19 protein-coding genes are annotated in these 20,401 nt (G+C 30.9%); 12 read left to right on the top strand and 7 right to left on the bottom strand.

The features are described from left to right. Window positions 1–20: 20 nt before the first annotated feature. Window positions 21–1,229 (bottom strand): C40 family peptidase, encoded by a 1,209-nt coding sequence (locus tag GAN53_RS01645; protein WP_151409279.1) that lies wholly within the window; start codon window positions 1,227–1,229, stop codon window positions 21–23. A 61-nt stretch (window positions 1,230–1,290) separates the two neighbouring features. Then, a complete protein-coding gene (locus GAN53_RS01640) occupies window positions 1,291–1,875 on the bottom strand; it encodes an HD domain-containing protein (RefSeq protein WP_151409278.1) in 585 nt (194 codons plus the stop codon). A gap of 81 nt (window positions 1,876–1,956) precedes the next feature. On the opposite strand from GAN53_RS01640, the gene glsA reads away from it, so the two are divergent. From glsA to GAN53_RS01580, 12 genes are all read left to right on the top strand, one after another. After that, window positions 1,957–2,889, top strand: coding sequence for a glutaminase A (gene glsA / locus GAN53_RS01635; RefSeq protein ID WP_151409277.1), 933 nt, complete (start codon window positions 1,957–1,959; stop codon window positions 2,887–2,889). Window positions 2,890–3,192: 303 nt separating this feature from the next. After that, window positions 3,193–4,122, top strand: coding sequence for an ABC transporter permease (locus tag GAN53_RS01630; RefSeq protein ID WP_151409276.1), 930 nt, complete (start codon window positions 3,193–3,195; stop codon window positions 4,120–4,122). A 1-nt stretch (window position 4,123) separates the two neighbouring features. Beyond that, entirely contained in the window at window positions 4,124–5,146 is a 1,023-nt protein-coding gene (locus GAN53_RS01625) for an ABC transporter permease (RefSeq protein ID WP_151409275.1), read from the top strand. A 12-nt stretch (window positions 5,147–5,158) separates the two neighbouring features. Next, window positions 5,159–6,157 carry an ABC transporter ATP-binding protein gene (locus GAN53_RS01620; RefSeq protein WP_151409274.1) on the top strand — a complete coding sequence of 333 codons (999 nt, stop codon included), beginning with the start codon at window positions 5,159–5,161 and terminating at the stop codon, window positions 6,155–6,157. Then, window positions 6,147–7,133: an ABC transporter ATP-binding protein gene (locus GAN53_RS01615; RefSeq protein WP_151409273.1), complete on the top strand. Its 987-nt coding sequence runs from the start codon at window positions 6,147–6,149 to the stop codon at window positions 7,131–7,133. The genes GAN53_RS01620 and GAN53_RS01615 overlap by 11 nt, the downstream gene beginning before the upstream one ends. Before the next feature lies 1 nt (window position 7,134). Beyond that, the gene (locus GAN53_RS01610; protein WP_151409272.1) at window positions 7,135–8,799 is read left to right on the top strand and encodes a peptide ABC transporter substrate-binding protein; all 1,665 of its coding nucleotides are present in this window, start codon (window positions 7,135–7,137) and stop codon (window positions 8,797–8,799) included. A 245-nt stretch (window positions 8,800–9,044) separates the two neighbouring features. Next, window positions 9,045–9,491, top strand: a complete 447-nt coding sequence (gene tsaE / locus GAN53_RS01605; protein ID WP_151409271.1) for a tRNA (adenosine(37)-N6)-threonylcarbamoyltransferase complex ATPase subunit type 1 TsaE — start codon at window positions 9,045–9,047, stop codon at window positions 9,489–9,491. Further along, a complete protein-coding gene (gene tsaB, locus GAN53_RS01600; RefSeq protein WP_151409270.1) occupies window positions 9,472–10,173 on the top strand; it encodes a tRNA (adenosine(37)-N6)-threonylcarbamoyltransferase complex dimerization subunit type 1 TsaB in 702 nt (233 codons plus the stop codon). The genes tsaE and tsaB overlap by 20 nt, the downstream gene beginning before the upstream one ends. After that, window positions 10,148–10,588, top strand: a complete 441-nt coding sequence (gene rimI / locus GAN53_RS01595; RefSeq protein ID WP_151409269.1) for a ribosomal protein S18-alanine N-acetyltransferase — start codon at window positions 10,148–10,150, stop codon at window positions 10,586–10,588. Before tsaB ends, rimI begins: the two co-directional genes overlap by 26 nt. Then, window positions 10,581–11,591 carry a tRNA (adenosine(37)-N6)-threonylcarbamoyltransferase complex transferase subunit TsaD gene (gene tsaD, locus GAN53_RS01590; protein WP_151409268.1) on the top strand — a complete coding sequence of 337 codons (1,011 nt, stop codon included), beginning with the start codon at window positions 10,581–10,583 and terminating at the stop codon, window positions 11,589–11,591. The genes rimI and tsaD overlap by 8 nt, the downstream gene beginning before the upstream one ends. A 1-nt stretch (window position 11,592) precedes the next feature. Beyond that, window positions 11,593–11,949, top strand: coding sequence for a hypothetical protein (locus tag GAN53_RS01585; RefSeq protein WP_151409267.1), 357 nt, complete (start codon window positions 11,593–11,595; stop codon window positions 11,947–11,949). Further along, entirely contained in the window at window positions 11,936–13,339 is a 1,404-nt protein-coding gene (locus tag GAN53_RS01580) for a S41 family peptidase (RefSeq protein ID WP_151409266.1), read from the top strand. The genes GAN53_RS01585 and GAN53_RS01580 overlap by 14 nt, the downstream gene beginning before the upstream one ends. Window positions 13,340–13,391: 52 nt before the next feature. Here the strand turns inward: GAN53_RS01580 and GAN53_RS01575 are convergent, their stop codons facing one another. From GAN53_RS01575 to GAN53_RS01555, 5 genes are all read right to left on the bottom strand, one after another. Beyond that, a complete protein-coding gene (locus tag GAN53_RS01575; protein WP_151409265.1) occupies window positions 13,392–14,762 on the bottom strand; it encodes a hypothetical protein in 1,371 nt (456 codons plus the stop codon). Between the two features lie 98 nt (window positions 14,763–14,860). Beyond that, window positions 14,861–15,121, bottom strand: coding sequence for a kinase to dihydroxyacetone kinase (locus GAN53_RS01570; protein ID WP_099320284.1), 261 nt, complete (start codon window positions 15,119–15,121; stop codon window positions 14,861–14,863). Window positions 15,122–15,129: 8 nt separating this feature from the next. Next, entirely contained in the window at window positions 15,130–16,242 is a 1,113-nt protein-coding gene (locus GAN53_RS01565) for a toxic anion resistance protein (protein ID WP_099320285.1), read from the bottom strand. Between the two features lie 42 nt (window positions 16,243–16,284). Further along, window positions 16,285–17,406 carry a 5-bromo-4-chloroindolyl phosphate hydrolysis family protein gene (locus GAN53_RS01560; protein ID WP_151409264.1) on the bottom strand — a complete coding sequence of 374 codons (1,122 nt, stop codon included), beginning with the start codon at window positions 17,404–17,406 and terminating at the stop codon, window positions 16,285–16,287. A 73-nt stretch (window positions 17,407–17,479) separates the two neighbouring features. After that, window positions 17,480–20,332, bottom strand: a complete 2,853-nt coding sequence (locus GAN53_RS01555) for an insulinase family protein (RefSeq protein ID WP_151409263.1) — start codon at window positions 20,330–20,332, stop codon at window positions 17,480–17,482. Window positions 20,333–20,401 lie beyond the last annotated feature (69 nt).

Raw genomic sequence — 20,401 nt, 5'->3', positions numbered from 1 at the left:
ATTATACACTGCCTTATTATTTATTGAATAATTCTTTTTATTGAAATTGGATTTCTGATTGGACTTATTATAATTCCAACTCTTGGGCTTGATGCGTGGATCATATTTCCGTTGCCATCTGCCATTCCAACGTGGGTTATATTATTAAGACTTGTTCCAAAAAATACCAAATCTCCAGCCATTTCATAACCAAATGGAATTTCTACTCCATATCTTTGTTGACTTTGGGCAAAATGTGGAAGTCCAATTCCTGCTTGCTCATAAATTCTCATGGTAAAGCCTGAGCAATCTATGCCGTTGTAAAGATTTGTTCCTCCCCAAACATAAGGTCTGCCTAGAAATTGGCACGCCCAATTGTAAAGCTCTACTCCAATAGGGTTTCCACTTACAGGAATATCATAAGTTTGGACATTGTTAAAAGTTTCAGTATTAAAATACTGGGTTGTTTCTAGCATGTAGGATTGGTTATTAATTTCTTCTTCTAATTTTGCCTTTATATGGTCATTTATTTCTTTATAATAATTTTTAAATTCTTCTAAATCTTCTTTGCTTTTTTTAGAAATTGCAAGATCTGATAATTTTATATATCCAGTAGCCTTATTTATTGAATCAGAAATTTCAACGGTTTCTGGTTGATTATTAAGGGTTACAACTTTTGGTATATCCATATTATCATTAGAATCGTCTAAAGTAATGGTATTAATTTCTTTGATTTGGTTTTCAGATGGAAGATCATCAAATAAATCAGTGTTGATTAATTCGTTGATATTTACAAAATTTACCTTCTTGTTTTCCAAAAAGTCTTCATCATAGGAAACTTTGACATAATCACTACTTTCATCAAATTCTAATATGTTTACTTTGGAATTAGCTTGAAGTTTGTAATTTACAATATTTTTTGAATCATCTTTTGGTTCTTCTTTTAAATCTGAATCGTTAATCAAACTTGTATGATTTAGCTTAAAAAACCAATTTTTGCCAACATAAGCGGTTTTTCCCTTAAAATCAATCTCATACCAATCATCTGATTCATTTTTTATTTCATAAGCAGTAAAATCTTCAATGCCACCTAATATTTTGCTATCATCATCCTTTTTTTCTCTGACATTAACCCCTTGGCTTGTATCTTTATTTAGGATTATCATGTCGGCATAAGAATTAGAATTTCCAACTAACAAAAGTTGAGCAAAAACTAGAAAAGCCAAGATTTTTTTTGAGTGTTTTGGCATTTATCTCTCCTAGAATATTACAATATTATTTTATAAGATAAAAACTTTTATGTCAATAAAATCAGTAATTTTCAAAAAGTTCGTAGGCAAAACCAACTGAATTTTTTGAAAAATCATTTCTAAGATATTTATCATCTAACCGATTGATTCTAACCCTATCTAAGCCATCGGCATCTTTAAAAAGTTTCGCCAAAAATAAAGCCCTATCAAAATCCTTTATTTCATAGCTTTTTATTACCTCTTCCATCAAACTGTCATCTGTTGAGTGGCTGGTAATTATGGCTTTTAATAAAGGAATATCGGATTGCTTTATATTTGCATATTTTTGGCAAATATCCGCAGCTCGTCTTCCGTGTTCTGTATCATAGCCATCATTTTCACGGCATATATCATGAAGGCTTGCTGCATAGCGCATTAAATCTGTATCGTCATTATCTAGTTCATAATACCAAGCTAAGAGCATTGAAAATAAAATTACTCTTTCAATATGACCTTGACCGTGAACTTTGCTTTGAAATAAGATTTCTGTATTCAAATTTTCATAAGTATCCAATAGTATGGAAAAATATTTAGACTTCTTAAATTCTCTAAAAAAATCATAGTCATTTATCCAAGCATCTTTTCTTATAATTTCAACTATCCTCATAATAGCTCCTTTATAATATTTTATCATCTAATTATTTATTTTGAAAGCCAGAAAGGGTATATATTCCAGAAGAGGTAATTTATGTTCGAAAAAAGAGATTATGTTGATAAAATTATTAAAAAAGCTATAAAGAAAACAGAAAAATACAAAGACATGGGAGAACTTGCTTCATACATACCAGAACTTGCAAATGTCGATCCTAATAGCTTTGCTTTTTGTCTAATGACAGTTGAAGGAGAAGTTTTTTCCTATGGTGAAATCGAAAAGATTTTTTCCATCCAATCAATTAGCAAAGTCTTATCCTTGATAATGGCTTTACGTGATAATGATCCGATTTCAGTTTTTGAAAAAGTAGGAAGTGAGCCGACAAGTTATGAGTTTAATTCTCTAGTGCCAATAACCGACAAGGCCACAAATCCCTTTATCAATGCTGGCGCCATGACGACAGCTTCTATGGTAAAGGGGGCAAATGTCGATGAAAAATTCGATAGAATTTTATCCTATTACAAAAAACTTTCATCATTTTTAGATGCATATATGATAAAAGAGGTCTATGAATCTGAGATGGAAACTACAGATAGAAATAGGGCCATAGCTTATTATCTAAAAAGCAAAAACATTTTTTCTGATAATCCAAATGAAGTCTTAGATCTTTACATAAGAAATTGCTCAATAGCTACAAATGTTTGTGCCTTGGCAAAAATGGGAGCAGTTCTTGCCAACAAAGGTAATAAGCCTAACTCTAAAGAAAAGCTTCTAAGTAAAAAAGAGATTCAAATCATCGTAAGTCAAATGGCAACTTGTGGTATGTATGAAAATTCTGGTAGATATTTGATGGAAGTTGGAATACCATCAAAATCTGGAGTTTCTGGTGGAATTTTGGGAGTTGTACCAGGAGTTTGTGGATTAGGAGTTTATTCGCCTAAAATCGATAAAAGTGGAAATAGCATAAGAGGCATAGAATTATTTAAAATATTGGCAAAAGAATTAGGCTTTACAATATTTATCAATTAAAAATTAAAATCATATGGACAAAGCTTTATAGGCTTTGTCTTTTTTTATCAAATTAAATTAATAATGACATTAAATTTTAGAAAAATAGCAAAAAGATACAAATAAATCTATAAATTTAAGAAAAAAATAACATAAAACAATTAAAATTTTTAAAAAAATTTAAAAAAATTTTAACAATTTTATGACGAAATGTAACGCAAATGTTGAATATATAACATTGGTAACCATTTCACTTGATTACTTTATAACGCTTGCAATTTAAATTAATAGAGTATATAATTATACAAAATAAAGGAGGACTTTATGTTAAAGTACATAATAAAAAGAATATTACAAGCTATTGCAGTTTTGCTTTTAGTAACTTGTATAACTTTTTTCCTAATGAAATTAGTACCTGGCTCTCCATTTGCAAGTGAGAAAAGTCAATCGCCAGAAGTACTAGAAGCTTTAAATAAAAAATACGGATTAGATCAACCCTATTCTGTTCAACTTAAAAAATTTATATTTAATGCTATGAAGGGAGAATTTGGAGTTTCTTTAAAAATGCAAAAGGATAGGCCAGTAATGGATATCATAAAAGAGATGCTTCCAACTAGTGTAAAACTTGGACTTTTGGCTTTGCTTTGGGCATGTCTTGTAGGAATACCCCTAGGCTGTCTTGCAGCTTACAACAGAGGCAAGGGATTGGATTCTTTTTTAAGAGTTCTTACAACTATAGGAATTTCAGCACCAGGCTTTGTAGTGGCGACATTATTACTACTTTTATTTGGAGTAAAATTAAAAGTTTTGCCGACAATGGGTCTTGATAGCTGGAAATCTTATTTAATGCCAGTTTTCTCTTTGGGATTTTATCCTATGTGTTATATAGCGAGATTGTCAAGATCGTCAATGCTTGATGCAATCGGCCAAGATTATATAAGAACAGCTAGGGCTAAGGGCGTTTCTGAAAAAAAGATTTTATTTAAGCACGCACTTAAAAATGCTTTTATTCCAGTTCTTACATATATAGGACCATTAACAGCTGGAATTATCACAGGTTCCATGGTAGTTGAATCTGTATTTTCAGTTCAAGGTTTGGGCAGATATTTTATAAACTCAGTTCTTAATAGAGATTATCCAATTATAATGGCAACGACTCTTTTCTTTGCCTTTATGGTAATACTAATGAATCTTGTAGTAGATATTTTATACAGGTTCATAGATCCAAGAATTGATTTAGCTAAGGGAGATTAAGATGGATAAGATTTTAAGTTTAAATGAAAAATTAAAATTAGAAGAATTTGACTTTAGTGAAGAGGACTTTGAGCTTGCAAGCGAAAGTCAAAAAGAAAATTTCATGACTAAAGCCCCATCAACATCTTATTTCCAAGATGCTTTAAGGCGACTAAAAGCAAATAAGGTGGCTATGGTTTCCTTAGGATTTTTGATACTTGTTTGTATCTTTGCTTTTATAGGTCCTATGTTTGTAGAAGGAGATTATACAACACAATACAGAGGAGATGAAAATTTATTTCCTTGCCTAAAATATCCTTTTGGTACAGACAAACTTGGGAGAAACATCATGGTTCGTACCATGTATGGAACTCGTGTTTCACTTATTGTAGGAATATTTGCATCCTTGATAGTTTTAATAATAGGAACAATTTATGGATCAATTTCAGGATATTGCGGTGGCAAAGTTGATGCGGTAATGATGAGAATTTTAGACTTGATTTACTCAATACCTGATGTATTAGTAGTAATTTTACTATCAATTGGTATATCTCAGCCACTTAAATCTTATGTAAATTCCTCGACGTCGGATTTTGCAAAAAAAATTGGAGTTCTTGGCCCTGCTTTAATATCAATATTTATTGCCTTTGGTCTACTTTATTGGGTGGGAATGGCAAGAATTATTAGAGGTCAGGTTTTGATGTTAAAAAAACAAGAATTTGTTACAGCAGTTGAAGCCCTTGGTGGATCAAGAAAAAGAATAATAAGAAGGCACTTATTTCCAAACTGTATAGGTCAAATAATAGTTATGACAGCTATGCAAATACCTTCAGCTATATTTCTTGAATCATTTTTGTCGTTTTTAGGAATAGGAGTTTCAGCTCCGATGACTTCTCTTGGTGCTTTAGCAGCAGATGCTCTAGGAGGAATTTATTCATATCCTTATAGGCTAATAATTCCTTCCTTGCTTTTGAGTTTGATGATTTTATCCTTAAACTTATTTGCAGATGGTCTAAGAGATGCCCTAGATCCAAGACTTAAATAGTAGGTGATTATTATGGAAAATACAAAAAATGAAGTATTAAAAATTGAAGATTTGAGTATATCTTTTTATACACCGGTTGGAGAAGTAAAGGCAGTTGATTCGATAAATTACACTCTACATGAAAATGAAATAATGGGAATTGTAGGAGAATCTGGATCTGGCAAATCAGTAGAAAGTTATGGAATAATGGGACTATTGCAAGAACCTGGCAAAGTAAAAAATGGAAAAATTTTATACAAGGGTGAAAATGTCCTTGAATACGACAAAAATCAAATGAGTTCTTTTAGAGGAGCAAAATGCTCTATGATCTTCCAAAATCCTATGACTTGCCTAAATCCAGTTTATACAATTGGCAACCAATTAATGGAAGCAATCTTAGTTCACCAAAAAGGAAATAAAAGCGAAGCTTACAATAAAGCTGTCGAAATGCTCGATTTAGTAGGAATATCTAATCCTGAAAGGCGTATGAAACAATACCCTCACGAATTATCTGGAGGTATGCGCCAAAGAGTTATGATAGGTATGGGGCTTATTTGCGAACCAGATATACTAATAGCAGATGAGCCTACTACCGCACTTGATGTTACCATCCAAGCTCAAATTCTAGAATTAATAAAAGAAATTCAAGAAAGAAACAAGATGAGTGTAATATTTATCACCCACAACTTGGCTGTAGTAGCACAAATATGCGACACAGTAAGCGTAATGTATGCTGGAAGAATTGTAGAACAAGGTTGTGTTGATGATATATTTTATAATCCAAATCATCCTTATACAAAGGGACTTCTAAAATCAATGCCAAGAATAGATGTTGAAGATAACGGAAGGCTTGAAAGTATCAAGGGTACACCAGTTGATATGCTAAATCCACCTGTTGGATGCGGATTTTCTACAAGATGTGATTATTGCATGAATATATGTCTAAAAAAAGAGCCACCAATGATTGAATTAGGAAATGGCCACAGAACAAAATGTTTCATACACATAAAGGAGCTTTACAATGCCAGATGATAATAAATTATTAATATGCCAAAACCTAGTCAAACATTTTACGGTTTCATCATCTTTTAATAAAACTAGCGAAGTTCATGCTATCGATGATGTTTCCTTTTACATAAACAAGGGAGAAACTTTAGGAATTGTAGGAGAATCTGGATGTGGAAAAACTACTCTGGGAAGAACAATATTAAGATTACATGAGCCAACTAGTGGAAAAATAATCTATGATGGTGATGTAATTTTTGATAGCGAAAACAACATAAAACCTGACATGTACAAGTATAGGCGTAAGATGCAAATTATTTTCCAAGATCCATCAGCTTCACTAGATCCTAGAATGACAGTATCTGAAATTGTAGGAGAGGCTTTGGACATACATGGACTATACAAAAAGAATAGGAGGGATAGAATCAATGAGCTATTAAGAAAAGTTGGACTAAATGAAGAACATTCCAATAGATATCCACACGAATTTTCAGGTGGTCAACAACAAAGAATTGGAATAGCAAGAGCTTTAGCGGTAGAGCCAGAATTTATAGTTTGTGATGAGCCGATATCGGCACTGGATGTTTCTATCCAAGCACAAATTGTAAATATGCTACAAGATATGCAAAAAGATTCATCTTTGACATATTTATTCATTGCTCACGACCTATCAGTTGTTAAACATATCTCCAACAGAATCGGAGTAATGTATTTAGGCAAAATGGTTGAGCTTGTAGATGCAAAGAGATTATACGAAAATCCACTTCATCCTTACACTCAATCTTTATTGACAGCAATACCAATCCCTGACCCTAAACTTACTAGATCCTTAAAAAGAATCAAGTTACAAGGAGAAGTACCATCGGCGATTAATCCGCCAAAAGGTTGTAGGTTTCATGAAAGATGTCTTTATGCAACAGACATCTGCAAAGAAAAAGAACCAGAATTTAGAGAAATAGAAAGTGGTCACTTTGCAAGTTGCCACAATATAGGAGAATTTTAATATGAAGATAAAAAATAAATTTTTACTAGCTATCCTTAGTTTTTCAATGATTTTATCTGCCTGTGGTGGAGGAAATAACGGAGGAAATAAAGAAGAAAGCAATAATGAACAAAGCGTAGCCCAAGAAGAAGAAGGAAAGAAAGATGGCGTGCTAGATATCAATATAGCATCTGAACCAGAAACAATAGATCCTCAACTTAATACAGCAGCAGATGGTGCTATAATGTTAAACCACCTATTTGAATCTTTAATCAGATGGGATGATGATGGCAACGGCAATGCAGTATTAAAACCAGGTATGGCTGAAAGTTGGGAAGTATCAGAAGATGGTCTAACATGGACCTTTAAGCTTAGAGATGCTAAATGGTCTGACGGAAAACCAGTAACAGCAGATGATTTCGTATATGCATGGAACAGACTAGTAGATCCAGCTACAGGAGCTGACTACGAATATATGTTAGATATGGTAAAAGGTTATGAAGAGAAAAAACTTGACATTTCTGCACCAGATGAAAAAACTTTCGTAGTAAATTTAAATGTAAAATGCCCATATTTTGAAGAAATTTGTGCATTCCCAGCAGTAATGCCAGTTAGAAAAGATATAATCGAAGCTCATAAAACATGGACACAAGATCCATCTACACTAATTTCTAACGGTCCTTTCAAATTAGAAAAATGGGATCATAACTCAGTGTTATCAATGGTTAAAAATGAAGAATATTACGATTCTGAATCAGTTAAGGCAGAAAAATTAGCCTTCCACCTACAAGATGACCAAAACGCAATTTACGCATCTTATAGATCTGGAGATTTGGACTTTGTAAACTCCGTTCCACAAGAAGAAGTTAAAAAACTTCTAGATAGCAAGGAACTTAAAGTTAAACCATACGTAGGAACATATTTTGTATGCTTTAACACAGAAAAAGAACCATTTAACGATCCAAAAGTTAGAAAAGCATTCTCACTAGCAATAGATAGAAACTTCATCGTAAACCAAGTTACAGGTCAAGGTCAACAAGCTGCAACAGGTTATGTACCAGCAGGTGTTTATGATGCAAAAGGTGCTGATGGTGATGACTTTAGAACTACTGGTGGAGATTACTACTCAATTAAAGATGAAGATTATGATAAGAATGTAGAAGAAGCTAAAAAATTAATGGAAGAAGCAGGCTTCAAAGATGGAGAAGGCTTCCCACAAATAGAATACCTATACAACACAGATGAAAACCACAAGGCTATAGCTGAAGCTTTACAAAATATGTGGCAAGAAAAACTTGGTGTACAAGTAAGCTTACAAAACCAAGACTGGAATGTATTCTTGAAAGAAAGAAAAGAAGGTAACTACAATATAGCAAGACACGGTTGGATAGCTGACTACAACGATCCAATGAGCTTTATCGATATGTGGTTAACAGGTGGCGGTAATAACGATGCCCAATATTCAAATCCAGAATTTGATAAATTTGTAAAAACTGCAAAAGCTACATCTGATCAAGATGAGAGAATGGAAAATATGCACAAGGCAGAAGATATCCTAATCGGTGAAGATAATGTTGTTGCACCATTATACTTCTACACCAATTCTTATATGATAAAACCAAATATCAATGGAGTGTATTATACACCACTTGGATACTTCTTCTTTAAATCAGCAGAAGGATTCTAAATTATTAATAGTAAGTAAGGGTAAGATTTTATAATATGTAAATGAAATTGGCAAGTTTGATAGATTAAATCTATTGAACCTGCCATTTTCTTTGGGGGAAAATGCAAAAAAATTTCAAAAGATCAATAAATTTTTTATAAACTCAGCTTTTTGTTTAATATTTCTGTAATTGATAGTATAATTAATAGATAAAGAAGTTTTAATTTTATAAAGAAAATAAATAATAATATTAGAAAAGATTGACAATGATTATAAATAATTTAGATGAAATGAAGAAGTTTGCTAATATATTGGCATCTCTTCTTAAAGAAACTGATGTTATAAATTTAATAGGAGAAATGGGAGCGGGGAAAACTACCTTAACTGCTTTTATAGGAGAATATTTTTCTATAAAAGATTCTTCATCTCCAACTTTTGCAATTGTAAATATCTACGATGGTGAAATTAGGATTTATCATTTGGACTTGTATAGGTTAGAAGATCCTGACGAGATTTTAGATATAGACTACGAAAAATATTTTTATCCAGACGATGGAATAACTATCATAGAATGGGCAGAAAATGCAAGTTATTATTTGCCTGATCAAATGATTAACATTGAGATAAGAAAAATCGATGAAAATAAAAGAGAGATCTTAATTAGAGAAGATTCTAAGAGAGGATGTGAGCTTAATGAACATTTTAGCAATTGACACTTCTACAATGATTTCAACTGTAACTATTGCAAGCGATGATGAAATTATTGGTGATTTTAATGTCAACCAACAAAAAACTCACAGTGAATCTTTAGTACCAATGATAGATTATCTTCTAAATCTCTTGGGAATGGAAATAAAAGATATTGATTTATATGCCATAGCCAAAGGACCGGGTTCTTTTACAGGTCTTAGAATTGGCATGACCATAGCAAAAACCTTAGCTCAAGTTAATGACAAAAAATTAATTCCTATTAGCACACTTTTGGCATTGGCAAATAATTCTTCAAGCGATAAGCTAAAAGTCCCGATGCTTGATGCCAGAGGAAATAGAGTTTATGGGGGAGTTTTTGATAAGGATTTTAAGGAAATTATAAAAGAAGATTTATATACTATTGAAGATTTCTCAGCTCTTGTTAATGAACTTGACCAAGAAGTTGAACTTATAGGAGAAATTGGCAATAAATATCAAGATAAATTTCTTAAAGGAAAAACTTTGCCCTTAAATTTTAACAACTGTATTGGCAAATCCTTGATAAAACTAGCAATAGCAGATAAAGATAAAAACTTTAATCTTTATGAAATGATTCCAAATTATCTAAGGAAATCTCAAGCAGAAAGAGAAATGCCCAAAGAATTAAAGGATAGATTAAATGATAAGAAAAATGGTCAAATCTGATGCGGATTTTGTCTATGAAATTGAAAATCAAGCGTTTTTCGAACCTTGGTCTAAAAAACATCTAATAAAAGAACTTGAAGGTAATAGTTTTTTGAGTCATTATGTAATGGAAATTGACGGCAAAATCGTAGGATTTTATATAGCTAGTCACGTTTTGGATGAAGTTGAAATTTTTACCATTGCTGTTGACAAAGATTATCAAAAAAGGAAGATTGCCAGTCAATTGCTAACTCATTTGATAAATTCTTGTAAAGATTTAGGAGTTAAGAAAATTTACCTTGAAGTTTCTACAAAAAATATAGCTGCAATTAATCTTTATACTAAATTTGATTTTAAAATTATGGGAATTAGAAAAAATTACTACCAAAAATTAGGCGAAGATGCCTATAATATGTTAAGGGAAATAAATGACTGATTTTTACACAATGGGAATTGAAACAAGCTGCGATGATAGCTGTGTTGCAATTCTTAAAAATGAAAGAGAATTATTAGTAAATTTAATATCATCTCAAATAGATATACACACTATCTTTGGGGGAGTAGTGCCAGAAATTGCAAGCAGGAAACACCTTGAGGCCATAAATCCTTTGATTGAGAAAGCTTTAGCTGATGCAAATTTAACTTACGAGGATTTGGATTTGATTTCTGTAACCAAAGGTCCAGGTCTTATGGGATCTCTTTTGGTAGGAATTTCTGCAGCCAAAGCTCTATCACTTGCAACAAATACTCCTATGATAGGAGCAAATCACATGAAAGGCCATATTTGTGCAAATTATTTGGCCAACAAAGATTTAGAGCCACCCTTTGTAACCTTAGTTGTTAGTGGCGGCCACACGTATTTGATAAAAGTAAAATCCTACAATGAATACGAAGTTGTAGGCAAGACTCGCGATGATGCAGCTGGTGAATCTTTTGATAAAGTTGCAAGGAAAATGGGTCTAGGATATCCAGGAGGACCAAAAATTGACAAGCTTGCCAAAGAAGGTAATCCTTATGCAATTGATTTTCCAAGAGTTATGCTTGAAAAAGATTCCTATGATTTTTCATTTTCTGGATTAAAAACAGCAGTTTTAAATTATATGAATCAAAAAGCTCAAAAAGGCGAAGAGATAATAAAAGCAGATGTAGCAGCAAGTTTTCAACAAGCGGTAGTTGATGTTTTAGTAAAAAAATCTTTAAGACTAATAGATGAAACTGGCTATGATAAATTTGCCCTAAGTGGAGGAGTGGCTGCAAATTCAAAGCTAAAAGAAGAATTTGCCAAAGCTCTAAAGGATAGAAATGTGAAACTTTATTATCCAGATATCAAACTTTGCACAGATAATGCTGCAATGATTGCAATGGCAGGATATTTGGACTACAAAAATGGCGAAATTAGCGATAATTTTATGAAAGTATACCCAAATTTGGAAATATAATATGAAAAAAAATCGTAGAGGAAACTCAAATCCAATAAAAAAATATAATAAAATGAAATTTGTAAGCACCATTATTTGGATCTTAACAGGTCTTGCTGTGCTTATTTTTGGGATTTATTATAGAGAAATATTTGAAATAATTTTTGGATCAGTTTCTATTATTTACGCTCTTTTAAGCTTTAGAATAAGATTTAGCAGTCTAAAGGTAATTTATAATAAAGAAAATAACAAATTATTATTTCTAACCATAGCCCTAATAATTTTTTCTTTAGTAAATCCTATAGGCAATATCGCTGTTATTTTCGATTTGTATAAGAGAGATTATGTTCTAACAGGAGGATTTGATGAAAAAGATTAGCAAAATTTTTTGTCTGATCCTTGTTTTTATGTTTATAAATACTTCTTGTGTAAAAAGAAGGATTGATTATTTGGAAGCTAGAAAGAATAATGGGAATACAGACTTTTTTGATTTTAATCAAGATAAGGAAGAATTTGACCCTGATAATATAGACAAATTTGATGCTAACACATATTTGATTTGGTACAAAAACTTAGATCAGCCAGCAAAATTAAGGCTAAGAGAGCCGACCAGAGCAAAAACTCTAACAAATAAAGAAATGGTTGAGGACTTTAATTATGTTTTCAACCAATTAAAAGAAAATTATCCATTCTTCGATGTCCTAAAAAGAACACAAAATGTGGATTTTCTAGGAAATTACGACCAATACTTACAAAGAATAAAGAAAGCAAAAAACGAAAAAGAATTTTTAGACCAAATGACAGATATAATAGGAGATTTGGATAATTCCCACGCAAGAATTGCAGATAAAAACTATGTGGATTATATTTTAAGATATTACGCAAACAATTGGAATTCTCCTTCAATCTACTATGAATTTTTAAACTTAAACAAGACAGTTGTTAGAAATAGATATAATTTAGAGGGAGTGCAAAGTTCTCAAAAACCAAAAGGCAACAAGAAAAAATCCCTGTCTATATTAGAAAATAATTCATCGTCAAATATGACTTTGGATACAAGCGTTAAGGATATAGCAATCATTAGGATAAAACAAATGCTTGATCCTGAATTTATAAAAGAAGATGAAGAAATTCTAAATGAATTTTTGAAAAATAAGCACCTTTACAAGGCTTTAGTAATAGATATTAGAGGAAATAGTGGTGGAAATATGGAATATTGGCAAAAGTTTTTATTGCCAAAACTACTAAAAAGCCAAAAAGAAGTTAGCAATCATTTGTTTTTTAAGCAATCACAAAGAGCAAAATTAATATTAGCCGATGAAAGCTTAAATATAGAAAAAGTTTCAAACGTAGATCTATCAGCAATAAAACTTGAACACGCAGAAGATTTGAAAAAATTTGATTACTATATAAGAAACACCATAGTAGTAAATCCAGATGAATCTGACAGAAACAATGCTTATGAAGGAAAAATTTTTCTACTAGTGGACAAAAATGTATTTTCTGCAGCTGAGGGTTTTGCAAGCTTTATGAAAAACTCTAAATCCGCAACTTTAGTTGGTCAAGATACTGGGGGAGATGGAATTACCCTTGGAGTTATAAATGATGTAATGCCAAATTCTGGCTTTGTTTTCACCTACACCAATACTCTTGGTTACAGCCCTGATGGAAAGATTAATGCAGAAGAAAAGACAGAGCCGGATATAAAATCTTCTTCATACAGAAATTCCATAGATACAATTAAAGAATTAACTGATAAAGATTCATAAAAAAAATACTGTTGCATAGGGGATAAGCCCAGCATTATGCAACAGTATTTTTTTATTTATTTTTATTTTTATCAAGTATATAATAGATTCCAACAGCAACAAGCAAAACTATGGCAAAGATCCAAACGCTTGATATTCCTGTTTTAACAATTTTTGCAGCGGCGATATTTTTGCCTGAATTTTCATTTTTAGATTTTTCATCATCTTTTTCGTTGGTTTTTTCTTTGTCTTTTTCAAGGACTGGTGATTTAGACTTATCAATTGTTACTGTTTGTGGTGGATTATTTACGGTAGGATTACTTTCTGTTTTTTGCTCATTTAGATTATCAGTTGTTGGAGGATCTTCTTTTAATTGTAAGTTTTCTTCGCCAACTTTAGCTAATGCTTTTTCTGTGAAAGGATAGATCCAAGAATTTTCATCTAAGTTTGAGGAATAATTAGTTGAATTATCAAGTTCGCTATCAGAAATCACTCCATTTTTATCTGCATCTAAGAGGTTTAATTCATTTTTTTGTCCATCACTTAGCTTGTTATAAAGATCTTTAGTTTTTTCATTATTGAGGAAAGCAGAATTTTCTGTCTGTATTTCGTTTGATGAAAGTAGCTTATGAGCGCTAATATCAGTGCTTTTATTATCCTTATCATCTTGCAATTCTAAAATTTTAACCCTTTGAGAATTATTAGCTAGAGGTGTTTTCATTTCTTTTTTTAGATTATTAAGAAATCCTTTTTTATCTTCATCTTTGACAAAATCAGCTAAAATCTTGTAATTTTCCTCATTTTCTTTTTCGTCAGTAGATTTATTTAAGCTTAGTTCTTGTATAATTTCCTCATATAAGGCTTTCTCTTTGTCATCTGCCATAAAATATGTTTTTGAATTTAATATAGCTTTGGTAAATAAATCAAAATCATTTTTCTTGACAAAGTCAAATAATAAGCCAAAATTTAGGTAATTTTTGGTTTTTTCTTCAAGATCTTTTATTTCTTCTTCGGATAGATCTTCTAAAATCAACCCTTTTTTATTAGCATAATCTTTGCATAAGCCATGAAGTTTAGAGCTTTGCTCTTTTATTTTATCCAAATCATCGAAGTTTAATATTGATGTTGATTCTTCTAGTACTTTTAGAGAATCATCAGGATCTATTTTTCTTAAAATTTCAATTTCTTTGGCTAACTCTAATCTTTGTAAATATTCTTTTCCAAAGATAAATTCTTCTGCATTACTTTGACTGCTTATCAAGTATTCGAAAATTTCTTTTCCTGATGCTATATCATAATTTTTAAGATTTTCTATAGCATTTTCAGGCGCAAAATCTTCAGTGATTTGCTGTTCAAGCTCATTTGCATAGGCAAAATTATTTGGATTAATAATATTTACAATAAAAGCTAACAATAGAACTTTTATATATTTTTTGCTTTTCATAATTTACTCTTTCTTTTAAATTTAAGTACTATCTACTATTATTATATTAAGAATTAGTATATTTGCAAAGAAATCATAAAAAAACTAGAACTTTCGTTCTAGCCCTTAAGTCCGTGAGCTTGTCTTAGCATATTTTCTACAACTATATCGTGGATTTCTCCAAGTCCTGCAGCATATTCTAAGATTTCCCAAGGTCTATTGGTATGAAAATGTATCTTTATTAACTCCTCATCACCTACAGCAAGAAGAGAGTCGCCCTCGAAATTTTCTGTTATATAATCAAATATTTCATCTTCGTCCAAATCTTCTCCTGCTATTAGCAATTGAGTATCAAATTTAAAATCTCCTATATCTATCATAATTTCTCCTAATTACTTTTTGTTAGATTTCTCTTTAGTTCTTCTTCAAGCCTTGCAATCTCAGCTTGAGCCATAGTTCTATTTTTCTTACCTTCGATTTGAATATTTCTAACTTCTTCTATGGTTGAAATTAGTTGATCGTTGGTGTGTTTGATTGTATCAAGATCAATTATACCACGCTCTGTTGCTTTGGCTGTTTCTATTGTATTTTGTTTTAGAGTATCGGCGTTTTTTCTTAATAATTCGTTGGTAAGATCTGTCACTCTTTGTTGGGTTGCTATGGCTTGATTGGTATGATTCATGCCAAGAGCTAGAACCATCTGATTTTTCCAAAGTGGAATTGTATTTACAATTGTAGTTTGGATTTTTTCTGCCATAATAGAATTTGATGATTGAACCATTCTAATTTGTGGAGCCATTTGAATAGAAACCATACGAGTTAAGTCCAAATCGTGAAGTTTTTTCTCAAATCTATTGGCTTGAGCTTTCAAATCATTTACTTTTTGAGCATCAAGAGGCAAATTAGATTCTCTTGCCTTAGCTTCGAGTGCTGGAATTTCACTTTCGTAAGTGGATTTTAATTTCCTATTTCCAGCTTCTATATACATAGTAATTTCTTTGTAGTATTCTTCATTTAGATCATACATTTGATCGAGCATAGAAATATCTTTCATCAAGGTTATTTGGTGATTTTCCAAAGTTTTTGCAACATGGTCTATGTTTTTTTCTGCTGATTGATAGCGGACTTTCATATCTTCAATCTTATTAAATTGCTTCTTGATAAATCCTAGTGGGCCAGAAGTTTCTTCTCTTTCCATGGATTTGATATCCATAACAACAGAATCCAAAAGCCCGCCAATTTCTCCTAAATCTTTATTTCTAACGGTGTCCAAGGTTTTTTCAGAGAAATTAGAAATCTTTTTTTGAGCTCCAGAACCGTATTGTAGGATGATATTTGTGTTATCAAGGTCGATTTTTTTGGAAAAATCATCAATCATTTTTTCTTCTTCTGGAGAAAATTTTATATTGTTTTCTACTAAATTTGGCTCTTCTCCAGTTATTTCAGCAAGTTTATTATCTTCTTGGTCTTCGCCATCTAGGGTTAATTTAATATCACTCATTTTTGCTCCAATCTTTCTTATAAATAAATTATTACTATTATTTTACTCTTCATATTTCCAATCATCTTCTGCCAAGCCTTCTTGATTTAGCAAAAGATTTATTGTGTCGATATCGGTTTTTATATCCATGGCCCTGTCTGAAAGTAACTCTACCTTTATTTTGTCAAAAGCTTCTGTGATTGTTACTATTGAGCTATCTATTTGGCTCATGGAAGTTTTGATTTTTTTATCATCAGTTGCCATTAGTTCAAAATCATAGTAAGTGTTGATTAATTTTGCTGTTGTAGGCAAATAATAATCAGAAAATTTGTTTAGGGCATAGGATTTGTCGGGATATTTTTCTACTATATTTAAAATATCGCTAGAGTTCTTGATAAGTTTATCAACATTTACCTTAAAATCTTGATTTGTAATTTTATCTTTGGTATTTTTAATTTCTTCTAGGACAATCTTTCCTGAATTTAAAATTTCACTTGCTCGTTGGAAACTTAAATCTTCAACTAAAGCCTCATCTTCTTGGTCGTTTTTTTCAACTTGTGGGATATCTTTCCTTTTTTCTTTATAAAGTCTAAAGGTTGGAATATCAAGGATAAACATGGTATCATTTTCTACAATTCGCGCTTGGTAAAAATATCCGCGTTTCATCATTTTTGTTAAATCACTTACAGTTTTTTCTTCGCTTTGTGCTACAGAACTTGCCAAATCTCTAATAGAAATTACCGTATTATTTCCAAGTTCTCTTAAAAATCTTACGTAATTATTAGTAAGTCTTAGGTATTCTTTGCCTGCTTTCCGTGATAAAACTGGAATAGCAATAGTTAAAAGTCCTGAACATAAGCACATTAGAAAAAGAAAAAAACCTCTTTCTGTGATAAATCGATCAAATAAAACTATATCTAAAGTAACAAGCATAAAAGCTGCAAAGACAGATAAGAATTTCCAACCCCTAGCTTTTGAAAGTTCTGGCGGTTTTTGGGCGCAAACTTCTTCATTTCTCGTTTGAGGCAAATTTTTCTTAGATTTTTTAGTACTGTTAATTTTTTCCAAGGTCGAATTGATAGAGTTTTTTATTGAATTTCCTATTTTATTTATATCTATTTCATTTAGATTTAGATCGTCAAAATCAAAATCGTTAAATTTAAAACCATTTTTTTTGTTAGTCATAAAATCTCCTTAAATCCACTAATATCATACCATAAATATCAATATATTTAAATACAATATTAATAATTTAAACTTAATCATTTAAATCGATTATTTTATCAAAATCGGATTTTACTTTTAATATGCTTTCTCTATTGCCAAAAACACAAATATTATTTTCTTTTATCGATTGGTCAAATAATTTTGCAAAAGATTTTATCTTTTCTATATTAGAAGCTTTTATTTCTTTAAGAATTTCTCTATCTTCTTTTGGATTTTCTTTTTTGTATTTGATGAAATCATCATCGCCCAAATTTTGTGGAGATTTTGGTCTTAAAATCTGCCCCATTGTGGCAATTTGCTGATTTTCAAAATCTCTTTGGCTTAGATTGATATTTTCTGTAAGATTTCCAATGCCTAAAAAAGTTTCCAAAGTTTTTTTGATATTTGGATCTCTATAAGAATAAGCCTGAAGAAGACTTGCTTTGTTAACAATCATTCCTCCGCCATAAGCTCCACCTTTGGCACGTATAAGCTCGTGAAGATATGGATTTGACAAAATAGAACTAGAAAGCATTAAAGATCCATTAAATTTTTGGTCAAAATTTTTGATATCATAAGTATTTGCTAAATAATTTACATTAGCATCTGAAAGAATGGCTTCTTTGATACTTTTCGCCTTAAATTCTATTTCTAGGTCTTTTTCTTTATCTTTAAGCTCGGTAAAAAGTGTATTTATTATATTTTTACTTTTTTCAAAGTCTTCTTTTGATGAAACAATACTTATTTCAAGAGCGTTTGTGAATATCTTAGAATAAATTTTATTTATTTTTGCCAAAAATCCTTGGAAATCATCCTTTGTTTCTTTTATAACTTCTTTTAGAAAAAGATATGAACCAATTCCACTTATCTGATCTTTTAACATAGAAGTTTTATCGATGTGGGAGTTTGCCCTATTCATTGCTATGATATGGCCTTGATCGTACATGGTCAATTCAAAATATGATTTTTTCATTCTCAAAATTTCTAGAATTCTCTTTTGGTTTTCAAATTTTGAATTGAAGATAAATTCATTCATAACTTCAAAGGCTTTATCTATTGTTTCTTTTGTGGAAGTAAAGGAAACTTTTTCTAGCCTTTGGCATTTGCTATCGTTTATATTAATGAAAGTATTTGAGAAATCTGGAGCCGCCAAATTTTGGAAGAGCAAATCGTCAATTTCTGTGTAGGCTAAGTTTTTGGTATCAACTGAGCCTAAAAAGTCATTTATCAAGGATAGATATTTTAATTCTTCTAAACTTAGATGATTCACATCAAAATATAAAGAAACATAAATCAAACCTGCTGTGTCAAGATTGTTGTAGATGTAGGTAAATTTATCTCTTATGACTTCTCTTGGCGTTTTGGAAAGATCTGTTGGCACATCTTCTATATTTAAAACTGGTATGCTTGCCTTTTCTTCTTCGCTATCTTTTTTATTTTGGTAAATATTTAATTTTTCCAAATCATTTTTAATTGTGGCAAGTTTTTCGCTAGTCATATTTTTGTTAAGACTATCGATATATTCGTCTAATTCTTTTTGTTTATCTTCGTTATAAGTACTACTTGGCTTTGCAAGGTAAAGTAATTTTGTTTTATTATCCAAAAAGTTTTCTTTTATGAAATTCTCATAATAATCAGTGTCGATCAAATCCCTTAGTTCTTTTAGATAATCCAAAATCTTGAAATTTTCCATAATTGGTTTATAGAAAGATTGCATTAGGAAATAAAATAGGCCACGATTAACTGAGATTAGCTGATCTCTTTGACCATATTCAAAAATTGAAAAAGCAGCCTTTAAACTTTCCTTGTTAATTTTCTTAGAAGCTTCTTTTAGGCCATTTTCTATGATTTCTACAAATCTATCAAATTTTTTGCCATCGGCTTTTGAAGCTTGGAGAATTACAGAGTTTCTAACTCCATAGCCAGTTCTTGCGTAAAAGTTTTCTGGATTAATCTCATCATTTATTTGTTTTTTGATTAAAGAAGAATCCATATTAAACAAAGCACTTAATAAGACTAATAGAGTTAAGTCGTATTTTAAGTCAGTATTTTCCTTAGTCAAAAATCCGTAGAGCAGATAATCTGAATTTTCTTCAACTTGGCTTGATGGATAAGTTCCACAAATAAGATCTGTATAATAATTTTCTACAACTTCTATAGATGAGTCGATTTTTTTATAATCGTATTTTGATAAATATTCCTTATCAAGATGATCTAAGTAAAAATCAATATCCAAATCTCCATAAAAATAAATGCGAGCATTAGATGGATGATAGTGGTCTTTGTAAAAATTTTTAAATTCCTCATAGGAAATTTTATAAATTTCACTAGGCTTGCCACCTGCTTCAAATTGGTAAGGGCTATTTTTATATAAATTTGCAATAAAATCTGAATAAACAATTTGGTCAGGATCTGTCAAAGCTCCTTGCATCTCGTTATAAACAACGCCAGAAATACCAGTTATTTGATCATTTTCATCAAGTTTGTAATGCCAACCCTCTTGATCTATGACTTCTTTTTTTTCTAAAACTCTTGGATTAAAAACTGCATCCAAATATACGTCTGTTAGATTAAAAAAGTCCTTGTCGTTTTCGCTAGAAAGTGGATAAATAGTTTTATCTGGGAAAGTCATGGCATTTAGGAAAGTTTGCAAAGAGCTACTTGCCATATCCATAAAAGGCTCACGAGTTTTGTATTTTTTTGAGCCATTTAAAACTGAATGTTCCATGATATGAGCCATACCCTTGGAATTTGTCGGTGGAGTTTTAAATCCTATTCCAAAAGTTTTGTTTGTATCATCATTTTTTACAAATTCAACTATAGCTTTGGTCTTATCGTGTTCATAAACAAAGACTTCAAGGTTCATTTTTTCAAAATATTGTTTTTCTATTAATGTGTAAGACATATTTCCTCCGTTTGTTTAACTATACTCTAAGTTAAAATTTACAATAAGATTTTGGGTAAAATTATATTA

This window comes from Anaerococcus sp. Marseille-P9784 (assembly GCF_902500265.1).
In the GTDB taxonomy this organism is placed as follows: Bacteria; Bacillota; Clostridia; order Tissierellales; family Peptoniphilaceae; genus Anaerococcus.
This window is presented reverse-complemented; position numbering and strand designations above follow the sequence as displayed.

Coding starts and splice junctions, on each gene's coding strand:
- GAN53_RS01645 (WP_151409279.1), bottom strand. CDS start 1,229: ATGCCAAAACACTCAAAAAAAATCTTGGCTTTTCTAGTTTTTGCTCAA.
- GAN53_RS01640 (WP_151409278.1), bottom strand. CDS start 1,875: ATGAGGATAGTTGAAATTATAAGAAAAGATGCTTGGATAAATGACTAT.
- glsA (WP_151409277.1), top strand. CDS start 1,957: ATGTTCGAAAAAAGAGATTATGTTGATAAAATTATTAAAAAAGCTATA.
- GAN53_RS01630 (WP_151409276.1), top strand. CDS start 3,193: ATGTTAAAGTACATAATAAAAAGAATATTACAAGCTATTGCAGTTTTG.
- GAN53_RS01625 (WP_151409275.1), top strand. CDS start 4,124: ATGGATAAGATTTTAAGTTTAAATGAAAAATTAAAATTAGAAGAATTT.
- GAN53_RS01620 (WP_151409274.1), top strand. CDS start 5,159: ATGGAAAATACAAAAAATGAAGTATTAAAAATTGAAGATTTGAGTATA.
- GAN53_RS01615 (WP_151409273.1), top strand. CDS start 6,147: ATGCCAGATGATAATAAATTATTAATATGCCAAAACCTAGTCAAACAT.
- GAN53_RS01610 (WP_151409272.1), top strand. CDS start 7,135: ATGAAGATAAAAAATAAATTTTTACTAGCTATCCTTAGTTTTTCAATG.
- tsaE (WP_151409271.1), top strand. CDS start 9,045: ATGATTATAAATAATTTAGATGAAATGAAGAAGTTTGCTAATATATTG.
- tsaB (WP_151409270.1), top strand. CDS start 9,472: ATGAACATTTTAGCAATTGACACTTCTACAATGATTTCAACTGTAACT.
- rimI (WP_151409269.1), top strand. CDS start 10,148: ATGATAAGAAAAATGGTCAAATCTGATGCGGATTTTGTCTATGAAATT.
- tsaD (WP_151409268.1), top strand. CDS start 10,581: ATGACTGATTTTTACACAATGGGAATTGAAACAAGCTGCGATGATAGC.
- GAN53_RS01585 (WP_151409267.1), top strand. CDS start 11,593: ATGAAAAAAAATCGTAGAGGAAACTCAAATCCAATAAAAAAATATAAT.
- GAN53_RS01580 (WP_151409266.1), top strand. CDS start 11,936: ATGAAAAAGATTAGCAAAATTTTTTGTCTGATCCTTGTTTTTATGTTT.
- GAN53_RS01575 (WP_151409265.1), bottom strand. CDS start 14,762: ATGAAAAGCAAAAAATATATAAAAGTTCTATTGTTAGCTTTTATTGTA.
- GAN53_RS01570 (WP_099320284.1), bottom strand. CDS start 15,121: ATGATAGATATAGGAGATTTTAAATTTGATACTCAATTGCTAATAGCA.
- GAN53_RS01565 (WP_099320285.1), bottom strand. CDS start 16,242: ATGAGTGATATTAAATTAACCCTAGATGGCGAAGACCAAGAAGATAAT.
- GAN53_RS01560 (WP_151409264.1), bottom strand. CDS start 17,406: ATGACTAACAAAAAAAATGGTTTTAAATTTAACGATTTTGATTTTGAC.
- GAN53_RS01555 (WP_151409263.1), bottom strand. CDS start 20,332: ATGTCTTACACATTAATAGAAAAACAATATTTTGAAAAAATGAACCTT.